The organism is Candidatus Nitrospira nitrosa (assembly GCF_001458735.1).
Lineage (GTDB): Bacteria > Nitrospirota > Nitrospiria > Nitrospirales > Nitrospiraceae > Nitrospira_D > Nitrospira_D nitrosa.
Window position 1 is genome coordinate 249,829 of record NZ_CZQA01000001.1, and the last position, 21,756, is coordinate 271,584.

Genomic DNA, 21,756 nt, shown 5'->3' on the forward strand with positions numbered 1-21,756 from the left:
ATGTCGTGGTCGATTCGATGGAAGATCGCGGTAGGCACACTCGTGGCGGTAGCCTGCGGTCTGCTGATCGCCGGCTGGATGATGATCCAAGCCCTTGAACAGCGCTATCTCACGCAATTCGGCGAGACCTTGGAGGCAAAGGCAAAACTCGTCGACTACGGATTTCTGGCGCTGTTTCACGCGTCCACTCCCTCAGTCACGCCTGCTCGGCTACAAGATATTGCGCGTGAACTCGGCAGCCGATCCTCCACACGCATTACCGTGATCGCGGCTGACGGCACCGTCCTGGCAGACACGGCCGTCCGTGATATCGATATCCCAACCCTGGACAATCACGCATCCCGCCCCGAAGTGACGCAAGCGTTCGCGACCGGCCAGGGGCAAGATGTTCGTCCCAGCCATACAACCGGCGAACGGACGATGTATCACGCGAGACTGCTGAAAGTACCGCACGACACAGCCCCGTGGGTGGTGCGCACCGCGCTTCCACTCGCTCAAGTAGACCGCGCAAGCGACGAATTCAAGCGCCAACTCGTTCTAGCCATCGGAGTGGCCTTTCTCCTTGCCGTCACACTGAGTATCTGGCTGGCTCACAGTATTACAAAGCCCCTCGCCGAAATTGCCGCTGCGGCTCAAGCCTTGAGTCTGGGAAATTCCACGAGGCGCATCAAGACGACGACGCAGGATGAGGTGGGGCTACTCGCGTCAACGTTGAACCAGATGGCCGACCAACTCCATACCAAAATTGAAGAGCTCTCTGAAGACCGTGCGCAGCTCCTGGCCGTGCTGACCTCAATGGTCGAGGGAGTCATGGTACTGGACGCCCGCGGCCATGTGCTGCAGATCAATCCCGCGCTCGAACGGATGTTCGGCATTTCACGTGTGGAAGCCCGCGGGCGTCCTTGCGCTGAGCTGTTTCGTCATCAACAGCTCAACAACCTGGTGGCAATGATTCTTCAGGCTCGTACCCCTCATGAGGATGAGATCGTGCTCCCGCTCAGTGGGCGCCATCTCCATATCGAGGCCTCTCCCGCGGGAGGTGAGCGGGACAACGAAGCCTGTATCGTCCTGGTGTTCCACGACGTCACGGACTTACGTAGGCTGGAAAAGATTCGGAAAGACTTTGTGGCGAACGTCTCTCACGAGCTGAGAACCCCGTTGACCTCGATCAAGGGATATGTGGAGGCGCTGCTGGACGGCGGCAAAGACGATCCCTCGGTTGCCGGACGATTCTTGGATATCATCCTGAAACAGAGCGACCGGCTCAATCTGATCATTGAGGATCTGCTCGAACTCTCCAAGATTGAATCGGGCCAGATCTCGCTCAAGGAAGAACCCATCGACGTGCGAGCCCTGGTCGACCGAACGCTGTCCACCATCAAACCGATTGCCGACCGAAAAGGCCACCGACTTGTGACCGCTCTCGATCCATCGCTACAGCTGATTGCAGGTGACGACGACCGGCTTGTGCAAGTCCTCACGAATCTGCTTGATAACGCCATCAAATATACCCCCGAAGGCGGGACCATCACGGTCGGTGGGACATCAACCCCGTCACCGAACGCTGCCGAGCCATTGCTCCACACGATCGATCTGATCGTGGCTGACACAGGGATTGGCATCCCCGAACGGGATCGCCCTCGTATCTTTGAGCGGTTCTACCGAGTGGACAAGGCTCGATCGCGAGACCTGGGTGGAACAGGCCTGGGACTCGCCATCGTGAAGCACCTCGTTGAGGGCCACGGTGGCCAGGTGTGGGTAGAAGCCAATCAGCCTCAAGGCAGTCGTTTCGTCGTTCGACTACCGATCAAGGGCGGAAAGAGATTGCTCACTCAGTGGAACCAGGACAGTACCGTATAAGCACCGGCTCCCAGCAAGGCAGCACCTGGTAAGGTGAAGATCCAGGCCGAGAGAATCTTGGTCGTGACCCCCCACCGCACCGCAGAAAGACGTTTGGTCGAGCCGACCCCTAAGATCGACGAGGTGATCGTATGAGTCGTGCTCACCGGCAGCCCAAACTGAGCCGTAAACAGCAAGACCGTCGCCGCCCCGGTCTCAGCGGCAAATCCATGCACCGGTTCGAGCTTGACCATTTTCATACCTAAGGTATGGATAATGCGCCACCCACCGACGGTTGTTCCCAACCCCATCGCCAAGGCACAGGACACAATCACCCACGTCGGCACTTCGCTCGATGTCAGCTGACCTGAAGCCACGAGAGCCAGTGTGATGACGCCCATCACCTTTTGCGCGTCATTCGCCCCGTGACTGAATGCCATGAAGCTCGCCGAGACAAGCTGAAGCCGACTGAACAGTTTTGTCGCCACACCTCGATGAACACGAAAAAACGACCAGCTCACGAGCGCCATGATGAGAAACCCCATCCCAAACCCCAGCAGCGGGGACAGGACCATGGCCTCAAGAATCTTGTTCAACCCCTTGAATTGCACGACCGCCCAGCCTCCATGAGCGACCGCTGCGCCCACAAGGCCGCCGATCAATGCGTGAGACGAACTCGTCGGAAGCCCCAGAATCAGTGTGAACAGATTCCAGCAGATGGCACCCGCCATCGCACCGGCCACGACGACGTTTGTAATCGCGTCTGGAAACACAATCCCCCCACCGATCATTTTTGCAACGGCGGTCGAAAAGAAGGCGCCGGCAATGTTCAGTGCCCCGGCCAGCAAGACCGCTGTCAGCGGCCTCAGGACGCGCGTGGAAACGACCGTCGCCACGGCGTTGGCACAATCGTGCCAACCGTTCGAAAAATCGAACAGCAGAGCCAACACCACGGTCACCAGCAATAATCCGCTCAATTCAGGCATGGGCACTCTCGTTCTTGTTCAGGAAAACAGACTGGGGTCACTGACCTGGGTGGGAGATTCTCCTACCCGTGCGCTCTGAGGAGTCAGGTCCGGATAGCACCACCTAAGCCTGCTTGAGGACGATACATTCGATCACGTTGGCAACATCCTCACAGCGATCGGTTCCCTCTTCAAAGGTCTCGTAGATCTCTTTCCACTTGATGACGGCGATCGGGTTCGTTTCTTTTTCAAAGAGTGCCGAAATCGCGTCACGCGAGACTCGGTCGGCTTCGTTCTCCAAACTGTTCACCGCCACGCTATATTCTTTTACTTCTTCATGCGACATGCCGATCCGATCCACTCCGCGCCCCACCGCCACGGATGCCTGATAAAGAATATCCGCCAACCGAACAGCGCAAGGAGTCGGCTGCTCGATCTTGTAGATAGCGAACCGATCCGCCACCGCTTCAATCGCGTCAAGAATGTCGTCCAACGCGCTGGCGAGATCGTGAATATCCTCTCGATCAATCGGCGTGATGAACGTTTGATTGAGACGCATGGCGATATCATGCGTGATACCGTCGCCGATATGTTCCACCTCTTTAATACGCGCAATCTTTTCTTGACTATTCGTATAGTCTTCCATCAAATCCTTGAGCAACCGACTGCCCTCAATCACATTACGCGCCGCCTTCTTAAAGAGTTCGAAGAAGGCTTCCTCTTTGGGAAGTATGCTGAAGATCATGATTCTCTGTACTCCTGAATCAGGCACTCATTCGGACGAAAATGCAGGCTCATGTTGACCTCTGTTGATCATCGGCGTTACCACCGAACAAGGCTCGTTGCCCAGGTGAGCCCTCCACCAAAACTGCCCAGGAGGACTAAATCTCCAGGTGAAATGCGCCCATGCCGGACTGCATCATCGAGCGCGATGGGAAGCGAGGCCGAAGACGTATTGCCGTAGCGTTCAATCACCGATGCGACTCTCGACCGCTCGATCTCTAACCGATCCGCGATCTGATCCAGGATTCGTCCGTTCGCCTGGTGCAGCACCACTTGCTTGAGATCACCCGACTGTACACCGAACTCCTTCAAGATCTCGTGCACAGCCTGCTCCACGCGTCGAATGGCCACCCGAAACAACGGCGAGCCTTGCATGTGCAACATATGCTCTCGCTTTTTCACCGTATCTGCCGATACAGGACTCCGTGATCCCCCACTGGGGATTCGAATGAGACCATGAGAGGCCCCGTCCGCGTACAGCCTGATTCCAAGGATTCCTCGCCACTCCGGGGTGGAATCGTGCTCTCCTCGAAGGATGACGGCCCCGGCGCCATCCCCGAATAACAGCGCAGTCGCAGGATCCTGAAGATCGAGCGCACGAGACTTCACCTCAGCCGCCACAACCAGACACGTCTTCGCCTGGCCGCTGTGAATCATGGCTTGTGCCATCGAGAGCCCATACAAAAATCCCGAGCAGGAGGCAGACACATCAAACGCCCCCACCGGCTTGCAACCTAACCCCCGTTGCACCAAGCAGGCCGTCGAGGGGAAGGCCATATCCGGTGACGTGGTAGAAAGGACAATGGCATCAATGGCCGAGGCCTCACAACCGGCAGCCTCCAACGCCCGGCGCCCCGCAGCAATCGCCAGGTCCGATGCCGCTTCTTGCTCCCCTGCCCAGTGACGTGACCGAATGCCCGTCAGCCGTTGAATGTGGGCTGGGGATACCCCGACAACCTGGGCAATCTCCTCGTTCGGCACGACCCGAGACGGGAGGTAGCTGCCCGTTCCAATTACTCGTGTTCTAATCATGGCCCTGCTCGCACCACTCCTGAATCAGTCGGGCAAACCCGATATGGGACTCTGGATGTGGAGCGGGATTATAGGGGCGGCAAGAAGGTAGGTCAACAAAACCACACACCCAATTGCTTTTTGTCTATATCCTTGCTATCCATATAAGATATGCAGATGGGTCTCGTGCAAGCAGATAGTGCCTCTCGATTCACACCGTCCAGGCTGTGCCTGATGACTTCGCTCGGCCTCTACTGCCTGCTGTTCTCCTCCTGCGCCGGCGATCTTACAGCCAGCGACGTCCGAAGTGGGCTCAAAAAGGCCCTCAGCAGTACGGATGAGCAAATCTTTCTCGGGGACACGGTCGATAACCATTACCATCCCAATGTGATCATGAAACGCGGCGAGGCCTACTTTGAGAAGGAAGAGTATTCGGAAGCACTCGTCGAATACAAACATTTCCTAGAACTCCACCGGAATCACGTGCTCGCTCCCTATGCCGCCTTTAGGATTGGGGAGATTCATGTCAAGATGGCAAAAACGATCGATCGCGACCCTGAACCGATTCAAAAGGCGATCGCCGCATTCGAGCAGATGCGGAAAGAATTTCCCGGCAGTCGGTATGATGCGCAAGCACAGCAAAAACTCGAGGAGTGTCACGATTGGCTGGCGCAGATGCATCTCTTCGTGGGTCAATTCTACTATCGAAGAGGCTCATACCTGGCGGCAGCGCACCGGTTCGAGCAAGTGCTCAAGACCTATCCGGACAAGCCTGTTGCGGCGGACGCGATGTACTTCATCGCCAAGTCATATCACGAGATGGGTGCCGATGACTGGGCAAAAGACCATCTCACGGTGTTGGCGGAAAAATACCCAGACAGCAAGTTCGCCGGCGACGGAAAACAACTGCTCGCAAAAATCAGCCCGGCTCAGCCAAACGCGTTGTTGGCGCAACAGTCTGAATCCTCATCCCTCTCGGATGCCGGACCAGGCCTAGCACGAAACGGCCAATCCAGCTTCTTATCTCAATCCCCTGCTGGCTCTCCCCCATCATCTACGATGGGAATATTTGGCATCCAGCCCTCCCTCGATTCCCTTGGTGCTGCGGCAACCCATTCGCTGAAATCAGGGTTCACCGCCTGCCGCCTTGGCGCCTGGTGCTAATCCAAGAAGACCTGAGTACTGAATATCGAGTGCTGAGGTAGAAGAAAGACTACTCGGAGAGGGTTGGCGACCAAGCGAGCTGATACAGCATTTCATTGCCCCAAATACCAGCCGATCCCATATCGCTCCAAGAAGCTGGTGATCATCGTCAACGAGTTGGCGTAGATCATCACCCCGACGATGATCAGCATGACTCCGCTCACGGTCGATACACCCCACAAATAGACTCGTACTTCTTTGAAGTAAGCCAAGAATCGATCGACACCCAGCGCCGTCAGAAATAACGGCAGCCCCAACCCCAATGAGTAGAAGGTCAGTAACACAACCCCACTGAACATGGAATCGGTCGTACTCGCATAGAGCAGAATCGAACCCAGGACCGGCCCGACGCACGGGGTCCATCCGGCCGCAAAGGCCACCCCGATCAGGAACGATCCCAAGTACCCAGCCGGTCGATTGCGAAACTGATACCGATGCTCCATCTTGAGGAATGTGAGATTGAGGATCCCGAGCAGATATAACCCGAACAGAATGATCACGACACCGCCGATGCGGCGAATGAGATCCTGGTGGCTAATCAAGAGCTGTCCCAGAAAGCTCGCGGAAGCACCGAACGCGATGAACACCGACGAAAACCCGCCGATGAAGAGCAGAGAATTCACAATGATCGCCTTCTTGAACTTTTCTCGTTCAGAGGCGTCGGTAAGTTGCTCGACCGAAAGTCCGGTGATGTAGGAAATATAGCTCGGCACCAGCGGCAGAACACAGGGGGACACGAACGAAAGCAGCCCGGCAGAAAAGGCCGCGATCAGTGAAATCTGTGGAATGGATTGCATGATCACTAAGACTTCATCAGAGCCTGAATTAAGTCACGGGCCTCTGGTGAGTCCCAATCTCGGGCGCCAAAGATTTTCTGTCGCACGACGCCCTGGCGATCGACCATAAACGTGACGGGGATCGTTCGGGCACCATAGGCCAGCCCAACCCGATACTCCGAGTCATGAAGAATCGGGAACGTAAAGCCCATCCGTTTCTGGAAAGGCCGCGTGACCGTTGCTCCCTGGGCATCCGTCGACACGGCCAAAATTTCGAACTCACCTCGTGGCAAGGTGCGATAGAGTTGTTCCATCGCCGGCATCTCGACACGACAGGGTCCACACCAGGTCGCCCAAAAATTCAGCAGCACGACCTTTCCCCTGAGCTGCGAGAGACTCATGGCATTCCCGGCAAGATCCCGCAATATAAAATTCGGAGCCTCATCCCCTACTTGGACGACTCCGCGGGCAACAGCCAACTGTTTGACCGACTGCGGCGGTTGAGCCTCAACAACAGATGCTGCAACCAGCCCACCGACTGCGAGCAGCACCGGAAGAATCGAGATCTTTCGAATCAACTTCATATTCAACACTCAGAGCACAATGCTGAGAGATTCACCTTCGCAAGAGCGAGATCGTAATGTACATGGTGATACATTCACCAACACCCAGCTCACGATGTTCCCTCCATACTCAGGTTATGTTACAAGTCCCTAAAATCCTGAGTCAAGTAAACGAGGCTTGCCTTTTCTCCTGAATAAACCACATGAAATGATGGACAAAGCCAAGCGATTTCCTCTAGAATCTGTTTCGCATGTTCGTGGCTTGTCACTCGCCACTATTTTCTCACATTACCAGACTCCGTAGACAGACCGACGTTGGATTTCTATAACCTCAACCCACGAGGGGCCTATGCGAGATAATTTTCTCTTTACCTCGGAATCAGTGACTGAAGGACATCCTGATAAAATTGCCGATCAAATCTCAGACGGCATCTTGGATGCCATTATCGCTCAGGATAAATACTCCCGCGTAGCCTGCGAGACAATCCTCACCACGGGTATCGCGCTGGTGGCGGGAGAAATCTCAACCAAGGCCTACGTTGAAATCCCGGATATTATCCGGGAAGTCATCAAAGACGTCGGCTATTGCGATGCCTCCTGGGGATTCGACTATCATACCTGTTCCGTTCTCACCGCGATTCACCAACAATCTGGTGACATTGCGATGGGCGTGGACTCCGGCGGAGCCGGCGATCAAGGATTGATGTTCGGGTACGCCACCAACGAAACCTCTGAACTTATGCCGATGCCGATCGTCTTGGCTCACCGTTTGACCAAGCGTCTCGCCGAAGTGCGCAAGAAAAACATTCTCAAATGGGTACGACCAGACGGGAAATCCCAAGTCACGGTCGAGTACAAAAACGGCAAGCCTGTACGGATTGATACGATCGTCGTTTCCACACAACACAGTCCCGAAGTGACCACGAAGCAAATTGAACGGGACATCATGGAAAAGGTGATCAAGCCGGTCATGCCGAAGGGCCTGTATGACCCGACCGGTGTGAAGCATCACATCAACCCGACTGGTCGATTCGTCGTCGGCGGCCCCATGGGTGACACCGGTCTCACCGGGCGTAAGATCATCGTCGATACCTACGGCGGCCATGGCAGCCATGGCGGTGGAGCCTTCTCCGGGAAAGATCCAACAAAGGTCGATCGGTCCGCGTCCTATATGGCGCGCTATATCGCCAAGAACCTTGTCGCTGCCGGGTTAGCCGGCAAGTGTGAAGTGCAACTGGCCTATGCCATCGGCGTCGCCGACCCTGTCTCCGTGCTGGTCGATACCAAGGGCACGGAAAAGGTATCGGTTGATAAGCTCGACAAACTCGTGCGCAAGCACTTCCCCATGACGCCACGTGGCATCATTGATCATCTCAAGCTTCGACGGCCCATTTTCAAAAAGACGGCGGCTTATGGACACTTCGGCCGCAACGAGCCGGAGTTTACCTGGGAGAAGACCGACAAGGCCAAGGTCCTGAGCAAGGACGCCGGGCTCTAAGCTTCGTGAGCCTTATCACGTCAACGCTAAGGGGGACGGGGTGGTTACCCGTCCCCCTTGTCATGACGGCAAGCGATACCCCACCAAATCACGACCGACAACTTTCAGAAGGAGGATCTCCGTGGATTATGATGTGAAAGATATCAAGCTGGCGGATCAAGGCAAATTGAAGATCGAATGGGCCGAAGCCACGATGCCCGTCTTACGGCTGATTCGTAAGCGGTTCAAGAAACAGCAGCCATTAAAGGGCGTTCGTGTGACCGCCTGCTTACACGTCACGACTGAAACGGCGAACCTGGCCATTACGCTGAAGGCTGGTGGGGCTGATGTCCGCCTCTGCGCCTCAAATCCATTGAGCACACAAGACGACGTGGCGGCAGCCTTGGTGCAGCATGAAGGGATTCCGACCTTTGCCATCAAGGGCGAAGACAACCCCACGTACTATCGTCACATTGAGTCGGCCATTGCCCATCGCCCACACGTCACCATGGACGACGGGGCCGATGTGGTCTCGCACCTCCATTCCAAACGGAAAGAACTCTTGAAGAACGTCATCGGTGGAACGGAAGAGACCACCACCGGAGTCATTCGCTTACGGAGCATGGCGGAGAAGAAAGTGCTGAAATTCCCTGTGATCTCCGTCAACGATGCCGATACGAAGCACATGTTCGACAATCGGTACGGCACAGGCCAATCCACCATGGATGGCATCATCCGGGCGACAAACCGCTTGGTCTGCGGCTCTGTGGTAGTCGTGGTCGGCTATGGCTGGTGTGGACGCGGCATCGCGATGCGCGCCAAGGGCATGGGGGCCGATGTCATCGTGACTGAGATTGATCCGTTGAAAGGCCTGGAAGCCGTCATGGATGGCTTCCGCGTGATGCCGATGGAATTAGCTGCCCCGGTCGGCGATTTCTTCGTCACCGTCACCGGCAACATCCATGTCATCCGAGGCGAACATTTCGCCGCCATGAAGGATGGTGCCATCGTCTGCAACAGCGGACACTTCAACGTCGAACTCGATATCCCGGCTCTCGAAAAAATGGCCGGTAAGCGCCGGGTGGTTCGCACCGGCGTGGAAGAGTTCACCCTCAAGAAAAACGGGCACCGCGTCAGCTTGCTCGGCGAGGGCCGACTCGTCAACCTGGCCACCGCTGAAGGCCATCCTTCCAGCGTGATGGATATGAGCTTCGCCAACCAAGCGCTCGGCGCGGAATATCTCGTCAAAAATTACAAACAGCTCGAGAAGAAAGTCTATCCGGTTCCCGAAGTGATCGACAAGGAAATAGCCCGACTCAAACTGGCGGGCATGGGAGTCGCCATCGATACACTGACAACAGAGCAGAAAAAATATCTGGCATCATGGGAGATGGGAACCTAGAAAGCATGACGCGGAGAGGGCACTCTCCATGCTCGGTCAATGCGCGCAGTAGGGAGCACCCACACTGCACCATCAAGAAGAGAGAGAAAAGAAAGGCCGCCTCAACTGAGGCGGCCTTTTAATTTTCGGTTACCCTCCTCTCCTTCTCCAAGAAAACCTACGCTACTCTCAATCCAATCATCCTGAACCGGCTACGGTTGCAATCTAATTATGGAGTGGTAAAGTGAGGGCGAAGAGGGCTCTATGAACTCCCACGAGTTCCAGCCGTTGTCACTTGCGGATTTTGGAATTTCGTCTGAACGGGGTTTCCTCCCGTCGGATCCTTGTGAATCGCTGCCCGACTGTCCAACGCTGAACCACCTAAGTCACGAGCTTCCCAAGCTGTTAAGCGCTCGCCAAGTCCGGCGATTTGTCGATGAAGAGCCGTCGTTCCTGTCATCCATCCCATCGAATTGGGGTGAGGATGACTATCGCACCGCAATGCGTATCCTCTCCTTTGCCGGCCATGCCTATGTGTGGGAAACACCGGGACAGCCGGCTGCCAAGCTCCCCGCCCAACTTGCACAGCCCTGGTACGAGCTAGCCCAGAAGAACTGTCGTCCACCAGTGCTTTCTTACGCCTCCTATGCACTGGATAACTGGCGACGGCTTGATCGGGCACAACCCATTCAGCTCGACAACATCGTGCTGCGGCAAAACTTTCTCGGTGGGTTGGATGAGGAGTGGTTCGTCGTCGTCCACATCCAGATTGAGTACCAGGCAGGACCTGGCCTGGAAGGATTGCTGCGGGCGATCAACGGGGCTGCGACAGGGAAGGAAGATGAGGTGCTGCTGGGTTTGCAAGCCTTAGCATCCGCGCAAGCCGCCATGCGAGATACGCTGCTCCGCATGAAAGAGCGATGCGATCCCTATGTGTATTACACTCGTGTGAGGCCCTACATCCATGGCTGGAAGAACAGCCCGTCACTCCCCAACGGCCTCATCTATGACAAGGTCGAGGCCTACGCGCAACAGCCACAGCAGTTTCGTGGTGAGACCGGGGCACAAAGTTCAATCGTGCCGTGCTTAGACGCAGGCCTGGGCATCCACCATGCGCCTGACCCATTGACGGTATACCTCCAAGAAATGCGGGAGTATATGCCACCCCGCCATCGTGCGCTTATTCATGCTCTGGAGAGTCAAACTGGCAGGAGAGGGCAGGCCCTCCTGTCTGCCTATGTCCATGACCACAAACAACGCAATCCTCAAATTTGGTCCGCCTACTGTGCTTGCGTTGACCTACTGGCGCAGTTCCGTGAAATCCATATCGGCTACGCCGACAGCTACATCCACCGCCAGCACCAGACCAGTGCGACCAACCCTACGGCAGTAGGCACCGGCGGCACTCCCTTCATGACATATCTACAGAAGCACCTGGACGAAACAAAACAGACCATCGGGGCGTAGGCGCACGCAACCGGATGGACCGCAGTCCTTCAGCCACTTCCAGTTTTCACATCTTTTAGCTCGCTGCGAGAAGTAAAAAGGAAAAGGTGTACTCTACCGTTTGAAGGAAAATGGCTTTTCTTCTTTAACTGCTGGAAGGACTATTATCTTTGTGCCCTGAGGTCTGCCCACTAATAGGAATAACTCCACTCTGCTGCGGTACACCCACAACTATGCTGCTACTCGAAGCTGATTGTAGCGCCCGGAGTTGCAACAATTCCGGATTCCCCTTAATCATCTGCGCAGCATTAGCAAGACTTCTGAGGGCGGCTGTTTCACCTCGAGCTTTTTCAAGCGAAGCCAATCCCTCTTTCTTGGCTTTAACAACCTGAGTGAATATTGCCTTTAACGGACCGGGAAACATCATGTCCTTGATGCTAACAGACTGAAGCTGTACCCCTAACTCCTGGCATTTTATTTCAACCATATTCTTCAGCGTGTCCCCCATCTGGCCCCTTTGCTCAAGAGTTTCATCCATGGTTTTTGAACTCACAATGCTTCTTAGCGCAACCTGCAACTCCTGATATAGAGCCGCTTGATAGTCCTGACTTTTATTTATTGCCTTAGCAGCGTCTACAACTTGGAACTGCACAGCGAGGCTAATCTTGATGCCTACGCTATCAGAGCTTAGAACCTCTTGCCCTGGAACCGAAATTGAACGTGGGCGAATATCTATCTTGGTTATCGTTGTACACCACGGAAAGTACCAATACTGTCCTGCCATCAGAAGGCCTGAAAAATGGCCTCGCGCATATTTGAGACCGGTCTCGTATTCATAGATCGTAGCTCGGTGTAAGCAATACCGAAAGAGAACCAGGATTCCACCAACCACAAAACTCGCTATGAACAAGTTTTCCATGATTCCTCGTTATTTTGAAGCCCAACTCAGGGAGTCACAGTTCAAGGGCGGAGGTTTTAACCTTCAAAGCCATTGCGCTGTTGCGTTTCCGCCAACTCCCTGAGCTAGACCTAGGAAGGCTTTGAACCTTCACGCCCAAAGGCGTACCCTCGGAGAAGCCGCAAAGCCATAGTGATGATGTCACAATGGCTGCCTTTGACTCCTCCATCCACAATAGAATCTAGACCTGACGTTATCGGCGGGCAAGAAACTTCCATTTCCCTCCCTTCATTTGTAAAATGACCTCGTTGCCTCACCGACTGCAACTCTCAACTTGTTGGTCTTCTACAATCCTACCAACAACAGAGCCTCCGATGGTTAAGTGCACACCGCTAGTTGTAGTAGGAATCGATCTCGCTGGGTCGCCGAAGCGACCGACCGGTGTATGCGTACTACGCGATCTTAAGGCTGAAACACGTGTGGCGTTTAGCGACGACAACATCCTCGATTTCGTGAAAAAGGCTCAACCTATGCTCGTCCCGATTGATGCCCCACTCAGTCTGCCGAATGGACGGAAGACCGTCCATGATCGTTCACGGGAACACCTGCGTGACTGTGATCGTGAGCTGCTCCGACGCCGTATTCGTTTCTTCCCTATTACACTCGGTCCCATGCGCATGTTGACAGAGCGTGGTTTGGCACTGAAGCAACAGCTCACAACCATGGGCTATCAGACTGTGGAGTGCTACCCCGGCGCTGCCCAAGACCTGTGGGATATTCCTCGCCAACACCGAGATCGGTCTGGTCTTCTGACTGGCCTAAGAAGGCTGGGTCTGCGTGGGCTTAAGAAGTCAGCAACAAGTGATGAACTCGACGCCGCGACAGCGGCCCTTGTAGGCCGGTGGTTTCTCTTAGGTCAGGGGCGGATGCTTGGTGGAGACTGGGGAATTCTAATCCCAGCGATAGATGGGGCACGAGAGAGATCATCGCGTCAAAAGGCGGAATCGAACACTAGCGTGAGGGGGACACCACCGCAATGATCCGCAGCGGGCCGCCAGTACCGCCGGCAATTTTCATAGGTAGCGCGATGACATCGAAGCCACGACCAGGAAGCTCATCCAGATTGTCCAGATTTTCAAACACCGGCACATTGTGAGACAGCAGCGCAACATGCGTCTCGAACTTGGTCGACTGGCCATAGTCGATCGAGGCGGTATCGATCCCCACTGCCTTCACGTGCCGTTCACGCGCCAGCCAGATAGCAGCTTCGGGATGTAAACCTGGGAAATGTAGTGCTCGCACCCCGTCCTCACCTCTCAACTCCGTTCCGAGATAATACTTCCGGCTTGGCCAGAACTTGGCGTAGCCTGTGTTCAGTAGCACGATGGCACCATTCGGAATGCGACCGTGTCCTGCTTCCCAGCGTTCAAAATCTGAGATGGCCACAAGATAGTCCCGATCACGAGCACACAGTCCAGTGGCATCAATTTTGACAGCCGCTCCGACCATCCGATCGATCGGGATCTGGTCCAGCGTCTGTTTCCCTTTCGCAAAGTGGATCGGTGCATCGATGTGGGTGCCTCCGTGCTCAGGCAACTCCATACGGTTTGACGCGTAGTAGTACCCAGCCGAGGTGTGTTCCGCATGCTGTACAATGAGCTTAAAATCCTCCTCCGTCGGCCAGACGATCGTGTCCGATCCGAATGAATGCGTCAGATCGATAATCCGCGATTGCTCCCAAGTGAACTGACCATGCTGAGGATTCGCGACACATCCAATGATTGAGAGGAAGCACAGCTCTGCGATGACCATGCTCGTCATGTGCGTGAGCCTTCTTAACATCAGACTCTTCCTTGTCGCTCCTCCCCAAGACTTGGATGGAACGGCTGCGCGAAGAGGTTGTCGGAAGCGAAGACACACTCTTCTCGTTCTTCCTCTAGCAGGGCGTCCCTGGCGGTCTCACTATGCCCGTCGACCGAGCACCGCCCATAATTGTGGATTGTGATTGTTCCCGCGTGCGCGGTTGGGGAACACGAGACTGGCAGGGATGTCCCCTGCCTACTTCCCAAATGCTTTTTTCAGCAGCGGCTCGATCTCGCCCTTGGCAGCCATCGGATCAAGAATGTCGGTATCGCCGTAAAAGGTGCCGTCGATAAATACCTTGGGGAGCGTCGGCCAGTTGGTCATCTTCGTGAGGGCTTCGCGTTTTGCCGGCTGAGACAGGACATCGATCAATTCGTACGGATATCCATACTTGTCAAAAAACTGCATGGTTTCCCTGGTGAACCCACACATCGGCATCGTCTTCGTTCCCTTGCCATAGATTAAAATTTTATGGGCCTTCACTTCCTTCTGAATTTCTTCGTCCATCTGGTCGGCCATCATCTCCTCCTACGCTTCGTCGTTCGTTCGTGCCGTCAGTTCCAAGGCGTGGATCCGCCCATCCTTCATCGGCGCATCTAATGCTTGATAGATCATACGATGCCGGTCCAAGAGATTTTTCCCCTGAAACCCATCCGAAACGATCACCACCTTGAGGTGATTCATCGTTCCCGTACGATCTGTCACGGTCACGACCGCATCTGGCAAGGACTTGCGAATGTAGTCGGTCAGCACATCTTGGGTAATCACCGGCCTCCACTCCTCTGTTTTTAATACCCTAGCCCAAATCAGCGGTGAAAGGCAATGTGTCCCTCACCTGGTGGTTTTCAACATGGTGGTGGTGCATATCAGCCAACTTCGTACAGGAGGTCACAATCCCAAACAATCAAGGCATTGAAAAGATGCACCTTCATAATTCTCACAGTTCGGCACCGACCTTGCGACTATCGGGTGTATAGACGGAAACCAATCGCCGCTGTTCACCAAGGAGGTTGCTATGAGCGAATTCAAGTCAGGATTCTTCGTTGGAGGTGAGAGCTGCAATGGGCGAGTACTGGTCGTCGATGACGAGCCCGACATTCGTAAGGTCGTTCGCATGACGCTCCAAAAGGGCGGGTATGATGTTCTCGAAGCCGAGAATGGGGAAAAGGCCATTGAGGCCATCAACTCCGGCGAGAATCGGCTGCTCCTCGATGTCATCATCTGCGACATCCGGATGCCCAAAGTCAACGGCATCGAAGCGATTGCCTACTTCCGCCAGAACTATCCTCGCGTTCCGTTGATTGTGTTGACTGGATTCCCGGACACCGACATGGCCACCTCATTACTCCGTCAGGGCGTGGTGGACTATCTGGTGAAGCCAGTCGAGGGGGAGAAACTGAAGGCCTCCGTTGCACGAGCCATGGAGCAACGTGAACTGGCCCATCTCTGATCAGCTGAGCCACAGCCGGGGGATCACACATGACGATCTTCTCACCGAGCATTGCTCCCTCACGAACCGAGTCTCAAGGGACTGCAGAGGCTCCCCCGCTGCCTCTGATGAGAGTCGCCATCATCGGAGCGGGTCGTGGGGGAACGGCCCTCCTTGATGTACTCCATCAAATCGGCACGATTGAGGTCGTCGGTATCGTCGACAAGAATCCAACGGCACCCGGCCTCCGGCGAGCCCATGATCTCAACGTGCCGGTCTTTGATCAGGTATCGGGCCTGACCAAAAACCGACACCCCAGTCTCGTCATGGATGTGACTGGTGACCCCGCGATGGAGTCAGTGCTCCAAGAACAGGTGCCTCCAGGAACCGACATCGTCAATGGCCAGACGTCGCGGCTGCTCTGGTTGCTTATCCAGCATGAAACGACGTTGCAAACTGAGCTACTCCATGCGGAGAAACTTGCGGGAATCGGCTCGTTTGCCGCCGGCATCGCCCACGACATCAATAATCCGCTCCAGCTCATTCTGGGCTTGGCGGAAAACCTCACCGACGAAACAGACCTCGACGCAGTGCACCTTCAAGCAGGCGACATTATTGAAGCCGTAAAACGAACGACGGCGATTTGTCGAGACCTGACGTCCTATTCTCGCCGTACATCACTTCGACCAGATGGACTCATCGGCGTCAACGGTAAGCTCGATGAGGCCCTGAAGATCGCCCGCTACGCCGTCGCCCTCCAAGACATTGAGATTCGCAAGCACTACCAACCGGACGTAGTTGCGAAGGGAAACCCTGATCAGCTCCTCCATGTGTTCGTCAATCTCATTACCAACGCGGTCCAAGCGATGGAACACCAAGGGATCTTGACCCTGGAAACCGCGATGGTAGACGGAGGGACACAGGTCCGTGTATCGGACACCGGCAGCGGCATTGCGCCGGAACTGCTGAACCGCATTTTTGATCCCTTCTTCACGACAAAGCCGCCCGGCAAGGGAACTGGCTTGGGCCTCTACAATATCAAGAATGTCATCCATCACATGCATGGAGCCATTACCGTGGAAAGCCAGGTCGGACGTGGATCAACCTTCACACTCACCTTCCCTGGAGAACCCAGCCCGCAGGGAGAGGGATCATCATGAACGCCCCCTCACCTTCTTCGCCAACCGGCGCCAGATGGGGACTCAAGACCAAGATCATCGTGTCTATGCTGCTTGTCGGGCTGCTCCCACTCGTCGTTGGCCTGGGCATGGCGTTCAGGCAGGGGTCTCAAGAAATCCGAGAGGTCAGTGGGGAAAGCTTCGAAGCCTTAGCCACCGAAGCGGCCCGAAAACTCGACCTGCTCGTGGTGGAAGAGATCGCGCACACCGCTCGAATCGCGAATGATCCCACCATCATCCGAGAGCTTGAGCGCAGGCGTGACACCCCTAGCAGCTCCAGAGCGAGTACGGACTTGGAACGGCGATGGATGAACCGAGAGAACACTGCAGTCAAGTCCCTGACGAACAACTCGCTCAGTGCGCTGCTCCAAGACTACTTTTCCGGGGTCCATAGCGCACCGGGGCAGTTGCTTCCTCAAGTGGTTCGCTCCTCGACCAAGATGCTGTTCCTGACCGACGCCCAAGGCACACTGGTCGGAACTATGACCGACCACCCGGCTTTTCGTCATCAGGACGCTCGCTGGTGGCGCGGCGCCTTCAACAAGGGTGTCGGCAAGCTCTACATCGAAGACCTCCATTTTGACGAGAGGGTGAATGTCTATGTGTTCACCATCTCACTGCCGATCATGGATAGTCTCCGACATGGCGCCGTCGGCGTGCTCCATCGTGTGATCGATGCCAAGGAATTCTTCTCCCCTTCGACCCATACCATTCGGTTTGGGAAGACCGGTCACGTCATGTTGATCGATACCAACGGCATCGTCATCAGCTGTCCTATTCTCCCGACCGGCGTTCCGCTGTCCGATTCGAGCTTGACGCCCCTCATCACTCCAAATCACTCCGGATGGGTCCAAGCATCAAGCGACGGCCATGGAGGGCATGAAACGTCCGTCATCGGCTTTGCGCCACTCCCGGAAACCAGCCGAGCCACCAACGGCTCAATCGAGAAGGGATCCTGGCACACGTTCGTCTGGCAGTCATCCGATGAGCTCTTCGCGCCGATTCAGCATCTGTTCAGTTGGGTGCTGATGTTCGGCCTGGTGGCCATCACACTCCTGGCCTCACTGGGCTATGTCGCCGCCGGCCGCATCGTCACTCCTGTCCGACAGCTTCAGCAGGCAGCCCAGGCCATCGGACGCGGCGAGCTCAAGCGACCGATTCAGATCAATACCGGTGATGAGCTGGAAGATCTCGCCGATGAATTTAATCGCATGGATGCACAGTTGAAAGCCGCGTTTGCCGGCCTCACCAGCCAAGTGGAATTGAAAACCCAGGAAGTCCGAGTCCTTCAACAGTCGACAGACCAAATTCTGGATGCCGTTCCGACACCTATTCTTCTGATCGACGCGCACGAAGTCGTGCAGTATATCAATCAAGCTGGACGCGAATCGTTCCCATCGCAGGGGACGGTGCCAGGCTCGTCACTGTTTTCAATTCTCTCCCTCGACCAGGCACAACAGAAACGGCTACAAACGGAGTTCCGAGCGAACGGTAACGCACTGCTCACCGCAGCCATGAGTACATCAGAGACCGCGCCACGGGATCCGTTGATGCCGGACACCGATCACGATTCGGCGAAGCATCGTGCTCAACTCCAGATCGGATCACGCATCTACCGGTATCAATGGTTTCGTCTGCCGGCCAGACCTGGAGGAGAAGACAGCATTGGGCTGGTGCTTCGGGACACGACGGATGAGAGTCGACTACAAGATCAGCTGGTCCAGGCCGAAAAGTCGGGAAGCCTTGGCGTACTCACCGCTGGAATCGGCCACGAGCTGAACAATCCCTTGTTCGGTATCATCGGCTTAGGCGAGGTCATGCAGGATGAACAAGATATGGAAATGATCAAGAGCTACGCCAACGACATTGTGGCCCATGGCCGACGTATGGCCGCCATCATCCGTGACTTCACCGGCGTGATAGACCGTGAGACGTCCGACAAACCGATCTCGGTCCCCATGGAGCACATCGTGGATCAAGCCCTAACCACAGCCCAGGCTACGCTGGAAATGCAAAACATCGTGACCCACAAGCACTATGCAGGCACAACACCGGTCCTCGTCCTTCCGGACCAGCTTCGACAAGCCTTGGTGAACCTCGTGACCAATGCCGTCCAGGCTATGAACGGATGTGGCACACTCACGCTGACCACCGCCGTAACAGGTAAGACCGTGACCACGACGATCGCTGATTCCGGTCCGGGCATCTCCAAACAACACCTCTCGAAGGTCTTCGATCCATTCTTCACAACAAAGGGGCAGGGCGAAGGATCAGGCCTCGGGCTCACCGTTGCAAGGCGCCTGATCCGCAAATGTGGTGGCGACATCCGCCTTGAGAGTCATGAAGGAGAAGGCACCATCTGCTCGATCACCTTGCCGCTTTGTTCCACACCATTACAGCAAGGAGACCCATGGACTACTTCGGCTTCGCACTCCGCACCACAGCCATCACATTCCTCGTAGGGGGACTCTGGGGAGCGGGCGCACTGCTTTCTGCCAAGGAGCGGTCAACGGCTGCCGGTATTGCTCCGGAGAAAGTCGCCGATTATATCCATGCGGTCTTGGAAGCGGACCGTTCGTTCTATACCACACACGTCGTCAACCGAATGCAGGAACAGGGGATTGTGGCCGCGACGGAACAGTGGGAGCAAGGCAAAGGACTCCCCTTGCCGGCACAATTCCTCCAACATTCCGGTCGACTGGTTGCCGAAGCCGGCTACGGCATTCGCTACAAGCTCATTGGATTCTCCCCAATCTATCAGCGCAATGCACCGGCCACAGAGTTTGAACGAAGCGCGCTGGAGCTCCTTCGACGGCAGCCAGATCGACCAGTCACCGGAGTGGTATCCAGCGGCAAGAAACAGTACTTCCAGGCCATCTATGCAGATCGTGCCCTGTCGCCTGCCTGCGTTGCCTGCCACAATAGCCACCCACTCAGTCCAAAACAGGATTTCAAGCTGAACGATGTCATGGGCGGAATCGCGATTACGATCCCACTGGAGTAGCAGAATGGGAAAAGCGTTAGCCCACACTATTCGTGACGGTTCATTGTGAAATCGCGTAGTCGCGTTGCGAGACGAGCACATGGAGCCCTGAGGAACCGAAGCATACGTGAAACAGTATATCGAGGTTGCGAGGGGCGAGCCTGCCTGCCGAAGGCTCGTCGCAGCAGTGAATTCGCGATTGCAGCAGAAGCGTTCATGAATGCTGCGGGTTAGGAAGGAGTGGACGGGTCGACGAGAATAGCGGTCTGCTTGAGGTGGTATTCCTCACGATAGATCTGGACAGCCGTCATCAACAAACTGACCATAATCGGTCCGATGAAGATGCCCAGGATGCCATACAGAGCGAGACCTCCAAGGACGCTCAGTACAAGGGGCAAGACCGGAATCTGCACATCTTGGCCAATCAACCAGGGCCGAAGAAATTGATCGACCATCGACACGACTCCGATTCCCCAGGCCAGCATGATGAGGGCCTTACCAGTCGTCCCCATCCAGAAGAGATAGAGTGCTACCGGTCCCCAAACCAATCCGGTCCCCCCAAACGGAATCGGTGCCAGCACGACGGTTAACGCCATCAGTCCGATCGGAAACGGGACATCGAGTGCAAGGTACGCCATTCCGGCCAGGAGTCCCTGGACGATAGCGGTCACCAGCATCCCTTTGACGACCGCCCGAATCGTTTGATCCAAGCGAATCAGGATTTTTGACTTATGTGACTCTTCCATCGGAATCAGGTCGTAGAGCACAGAGAGCCACTGCCGGCCATCCTTGAGGAGGAAGAACAGAATCAGCAGCGTCATGAAGAAATTGGCCACGAGTGCGAAGGTATTCTTCAGCAATCCTCCCATCCCGCCGACTAGCAATTGGCTGAGCTCCTTCACCCCGGTCATCACGGACTGCTCCAATGAAATCGACGGGGTAACGGCACCTGACATCGCAGACTTCAGCCACCCGCCGATGACCGGAATTGCCGCCACCTGTTCCGGCAACCGCTGCAATCCGCCGGCTGAGATCCAGGTCCGAATGGCTTCTTCAGCCCCGCTCGCTTCCCGGACCAGCATCACCCCCATCGCCACCAACGGCACGACTACAATGCCCAACGCGCCGACGGTCAGCAGCGCGGCGGACAGCGCGTCCTTTCCGGCAAATAGATGCGTCAGTCTCTGATGGAGAGGAAACGCCCAATGCGCTAACAAGCCGGCCCACAAGGCGGAAAAGACAAATGGCCTAAACATCAAACCAATCTGGTAGAGCAGGAGTACCAGAAGCGAAAAGAACACCACGGAAAAGATCTGCTGTCGAGTCATGGAAGATGCCGAAGTCTCATGAAAAGGTCCTGAGTAAATAGCAGATCTGAGGGCGTCTGTCACGAGAGGAGCTGGAAGGCTGACAGTAACAGGCTTATCGGATGCCGTGGGGAAGGAGCACGAGAAGAAGTGCTGGACTAGAGATCGACTTCTCTTCCGATTAATGCGACCGGTTTATTGCGATGCGCATTCATGTCGCGAACGTTGCCGGGCAACCGCTGAGCTTCTTCGGGCCAGCCGGTGACACCCATATCACTCACCCCTTGAAACTTGGCACCCTCCTCCATCAGCAGCGTGGGGCAATGCACTTCACCGATGAGAATTGCGGTTTTGAGGAGTTGCACCTTCCCCGTTGCGGTCACCGTTGCTTTGATCCGTCCACTGCTGACGAGGGAGTCCGCATGGATCGCGCCTTTCACCACACCGTCCTCGCCGACAATGACCTCCCCTTTCGTGTGCACATCACCTTCCAATCGCCCATCGATACGTACCGTGCCGTCGACTCTGATTTCACCCTTCAGCTCAACCCCCTTCGCCAACAGCGTAATATTGCCGTCGTCTCCATACCCGGTCTTCTTCATGGGACCTCCCCCATACAGGCCAATCGTCTCTACAAGAGTACCTGAGGGCCAT

General features: G+C 55.5%; 21 protein-coding genes. 10 read left to right on the forward strand and 11 right to left on the reverse strand.

The window, feature by feature from the left end; genetic code table 11:
• A complete protein-coding gene (gene pnpS / locus COMA1_RS01225; protein WP_090742629.1) occupies positions 1–1,860 on the forward strand; it encodes a two-component system histidine kinase PnpS in 1,860 nt (619 codons plus the stop codon).
• Here the strand turns inward: pnpS and COMA1_RS01230 are convergent.
• The 3 genes from COMA1_RS01230 to COMA1_RS01240 all read right to left on the reverse strand — a co-directional run bounded on the left by COMA1_RS01230 (position 1,833) and on the right by COMA1_RS01240 (position 4,619).
• Entirely contained in the window at positions 1,833–2,825 is a 993-nt protein-coding gene (locus COMA1_RS01230) for an inorganic phosphate transporter (RefSeq protein WP_090742632.1), read from the reverse strand. The two genes, pnpS and COMA1_RS01230, sit on opposite strands and share 28 nt — an antisense overlap.
• 103 nt (positions 2,826–2,928) lie before the next feature.
• Complete coding sequence (locus tag COMA1_RS01235) at positions 2,929–3,549, reverse strand: DUF47 domain-containing protein (protein WP_245630791.1); 621 nt, start codon at positions 3,547–3,549, stop codon at positions 2,929–2,931.
• A 77-nt stretch (positions 3,550–3,626) separates the two neighbouring features.
• Positions 3,627–4,619, reverse strand: coding sequence for a 3-oxoacyl-ACP synthase III family protein (locus COMA1_RS01240; RefSeq protein WP_090742635.1), 993 nt, complete (start codon positions 4,617–4,619; stop codon positions 3,627–3,629).
• A 213-nt stretch (positions 4,620–4,832) separates the two neighbouring features.
• Between COMA1_RS01240 and COMA1_RS01245 the strand changes: the two genes are divergently transcribed.
• A complete protein-coding gene (locus COMA1_RS01245) occupies positions 4,833–5,762 on the forward strand; it encodes an outer membrane protein assembly factor BamD (RefSeq protein WP_176697766.1) in 930 nt (309 codons plus the stop codon).
• Positions 5,763–5,854: 92 nt separating this feature from the next.
• On the opposite strand, the gene COMA1_RS01250 is transcribed toward COMA1_RS01245, so the two are convergent.
• Together COMA1_RS01250 and COMA1_RS01255 are read right to left on the reverse strand one after the other, a co-directional pair.
• The gene (locus tag COMA1_RS01250; RefSeq protein ID WP_090746695.1) at positions 5,855–6,598 is read right to left on the reverse strand and encodes a cytochrome c biogenesis CcdA family protein; all 744 of its coding nucleotides are present in this window, start codon (positions 6,596–6,598) and stop codon (positions 5,855–5,857) included.
• 5 nt (positions 6,599–6,603) lie between these two features.
• Positions 6,604–7,161, reverse strand: coding sequence for a peroxiredoxin family protein (locus COMA1_RS01255; protein ID WP_090742642.1), 558 nt, complete (start codon positions 7,159–7,161; stop codon positions 6,604–6,606).
• A gap of 328 nt (positions 7,162–7,489) precedes the next feature.
• Between COMA1_RS01255 and metK the strand changes: the two genes are divergently transcribed.
• From metK to COMA1_RS01270, 3 genes are all read left to right on the forward strand, one after another.
• Positions 7,490–8,638, forward strand: a complete 1,149-nt coding sequence (gene metK / locus COMA1_RS01260) for a methionine adenosyltransferase (protein ID WP_090742645.1) — start codon at positions 7,490–7,492, stop codon at positions 8,636–8,638.
• A gap of 121 nt (positions 8,639–8,759) precedes the next feature.
• Positions 8,760–10,019 carry an adenosylhomocysteinase gene (gene ahcY, locus COMA1_RS01265; RefSeq protein ID WP_090742648.1) on the forward strand — a complete coding sequence of 420 codons (1,260 nt, stop codon included), beginning with the start codon at positions 8,760–8,762 and terminating at the stop codon, positions 10,017–10,019.
• A gap of 243 nt (positions 10,020–10,262) precedes the next feature.
• Positions 10,263–11,465, forward strand: a complete 1,203-nt coding sequence (locus tag COMA1_RS01270; RefSeq protein ID WP_090742651.1) for a PrnB family protein — start codon at positions 10,263–10,265, stop codon at positions 11,463–11,465.
• A gap of 124 nt (positions 11,466–11,589) precedes the next feature.
• Here the strand turns inward: COMA1_RS01270 and COMA1_RS01275 are convergent, their stop codons facing one another.
• Positions 11,590–12,363 carry a slipin family protein gene (locus COMA1_RS01275; protein ID WP_090742653.1) on the reverse strand — a complete coding sequence of 258 codons (774 nt, stop codon included), beginning with the start codon at positions 12,361–12,363 and terminating at the stop codon, positions 11,590–11,592.
• Positions 12,364–12,716: 353 nt separating this feature from the next.
• Between COMA1_RS01275 and COMA1_RS01280 the strand changes: the two genes are divergently transcribed.
• The gene (locus tag COMA1_RS01280) at positions 12,717–13,382 is read left to right on the forward strand and encodes a DUF429 domain-containing protein (RefSeq protein WP_176697767.1); all 666 of its coding nucleotides are present in this window, start codon (positions 12,717–12,719) and stop codon (positions 13,380–13,382) included.
• Here the strand turns inward: COMA1_RS01280 and COMA1_RS01285 are convergent.
• From COMA1_RS01285 to COMA1_RS01295, 3 genes are all read right to left on the reverse strand, one after another.
• Positions 13,354–14,184: a cyclase family protein gene (locus COMA1_RS01285; RefSeq protein WP_218055278.1), complete on the reverse strand. Its 831-nt coding sequence runs from the start codon at positions 14,182–14,184 to the stop codon at positions 13,354–13,356. The two genes, COMA1_RS01280 and COMA1_RS01285, sit on opposite strands and share 29 nt — an antisense overlap.
• 216 nt (positions 14,185–14,400) lie before the next feature.
• Complete coding sequence (locus COMA1_RS01290; RefSeq protein ID WP_245630793.1) at positions 14,401–14,727, reverse strand: glutaredoxin family protein; 327 nt, start codon at positions 14,725–14,727, stop codon at positions 14,401–14,403.
• 6 nt (positions 14,728–14,733) lie between these two features.
• On the reverse strand, positions 14,734–14,973 hold the full coding sequence (locus COMA1_RS01295; RefSeq protein ID WP_090742662.1) for a BolA/IbaG family iron-sulfur metabolism protein: 240 nt from the start codon (positions 14,971–14,973) through the stop codon (positions 14,734–14,736).
• A gap of 247 nt (positions 14,974–15,220) precedes the next feature.
• Here COMA1_RS01295 and COMA1_RS01300 point away from each other — a divergent pair, with 247 nt between their 5' ends.
• The 4 genes from COMA1_RS01300 to COMA1_RS01315 are packed head-to-tail and all read left to right on the forward strand — an operon-like array spanning position 15,221 to position 19,816.
• On the forward strand, positions 15,221–15,655 hold the full coding sequence (locus COMA1_RS01300) for a response regulator (protein WP_090742665.1): 435 nt from the start codon (positions 15,221–15,223) through the stop codon (positions 15,653–15,655).
• A 29-nt stretch (positions 15,656–15,684) separates the two neighbouring features.
• A complete protein-coding gene (locus COMA1_RS01305; protein WP_090742668.1) occupies positions 15,685–16,794 on the forward strand; it encodes a sensor histidine kinase in 1,110 nt (369 codons plus the stop codon).
• A complete protein-coding gene (locus tag COMA1_RS01310; RefSeq protein ID WP_090742671.1) occupies positions 16,791–19,274 on the forward strand; it encodes an ATP-binding protein in 2,484 nt (827 codons plus the stop codon). The genes COMA1_RS01305 and COMA1_RS01310 overlap by 4 nt, the downstream gene beginning before the upstream one ends.
• The gene (locus COMA1_RS01315; protein ID WP_090742674.1) at positions 19,223–19,816 is read left to right on the forward strand and encodes a Tll0287-like domain-containing protein; all 594 of its coding nucleotides are present in this window, start codon (positions 19,223–19,225) and stop codon (positions 19,814–19,816) included. Before COMA1_RS01310 ends, COMA1_RS01315 begins: the two co-directional genes overlap by 52 nt.
• Before the next feature lie 209 nt (positions 19,817–20,025).
• Here the strand turns inward: COMA1_RS01315 and COMA1_RS01320 are convergent, their stop codons facing one another.
• Together COMA1_RS01320 and COMA1_RS01325 are read right to left on the reverse strand one after the other, a co-directional pair.
• On the reverse strand, positions 20,026–21,123 hold the full coding sequence (locus COMA1_RS01320; protein WP_090742677.1) for an AI-2E family transporter: 1,098 nt from the start codon (positions 21,121–21,123) through the stop codon (positions 20,026–20,028).
• Between the two features lie 137 nt (positions 21,124–21,260).
• Positions 21,261–21,704 carry a bactofilin family protein gene (locus tag COMA1_RS01325; RefSeq protein ID WP_090742680.1) on the reverse strand — a complete coding sequence of 148 codons (444 nt, stop codon included), beginning with the start codon at positions 21,702–21,704 and terminating at the stop codon, positions 21,261–21,263.
• Positions 21,705–21,756 lie beyond the last annotated feature (52 nt).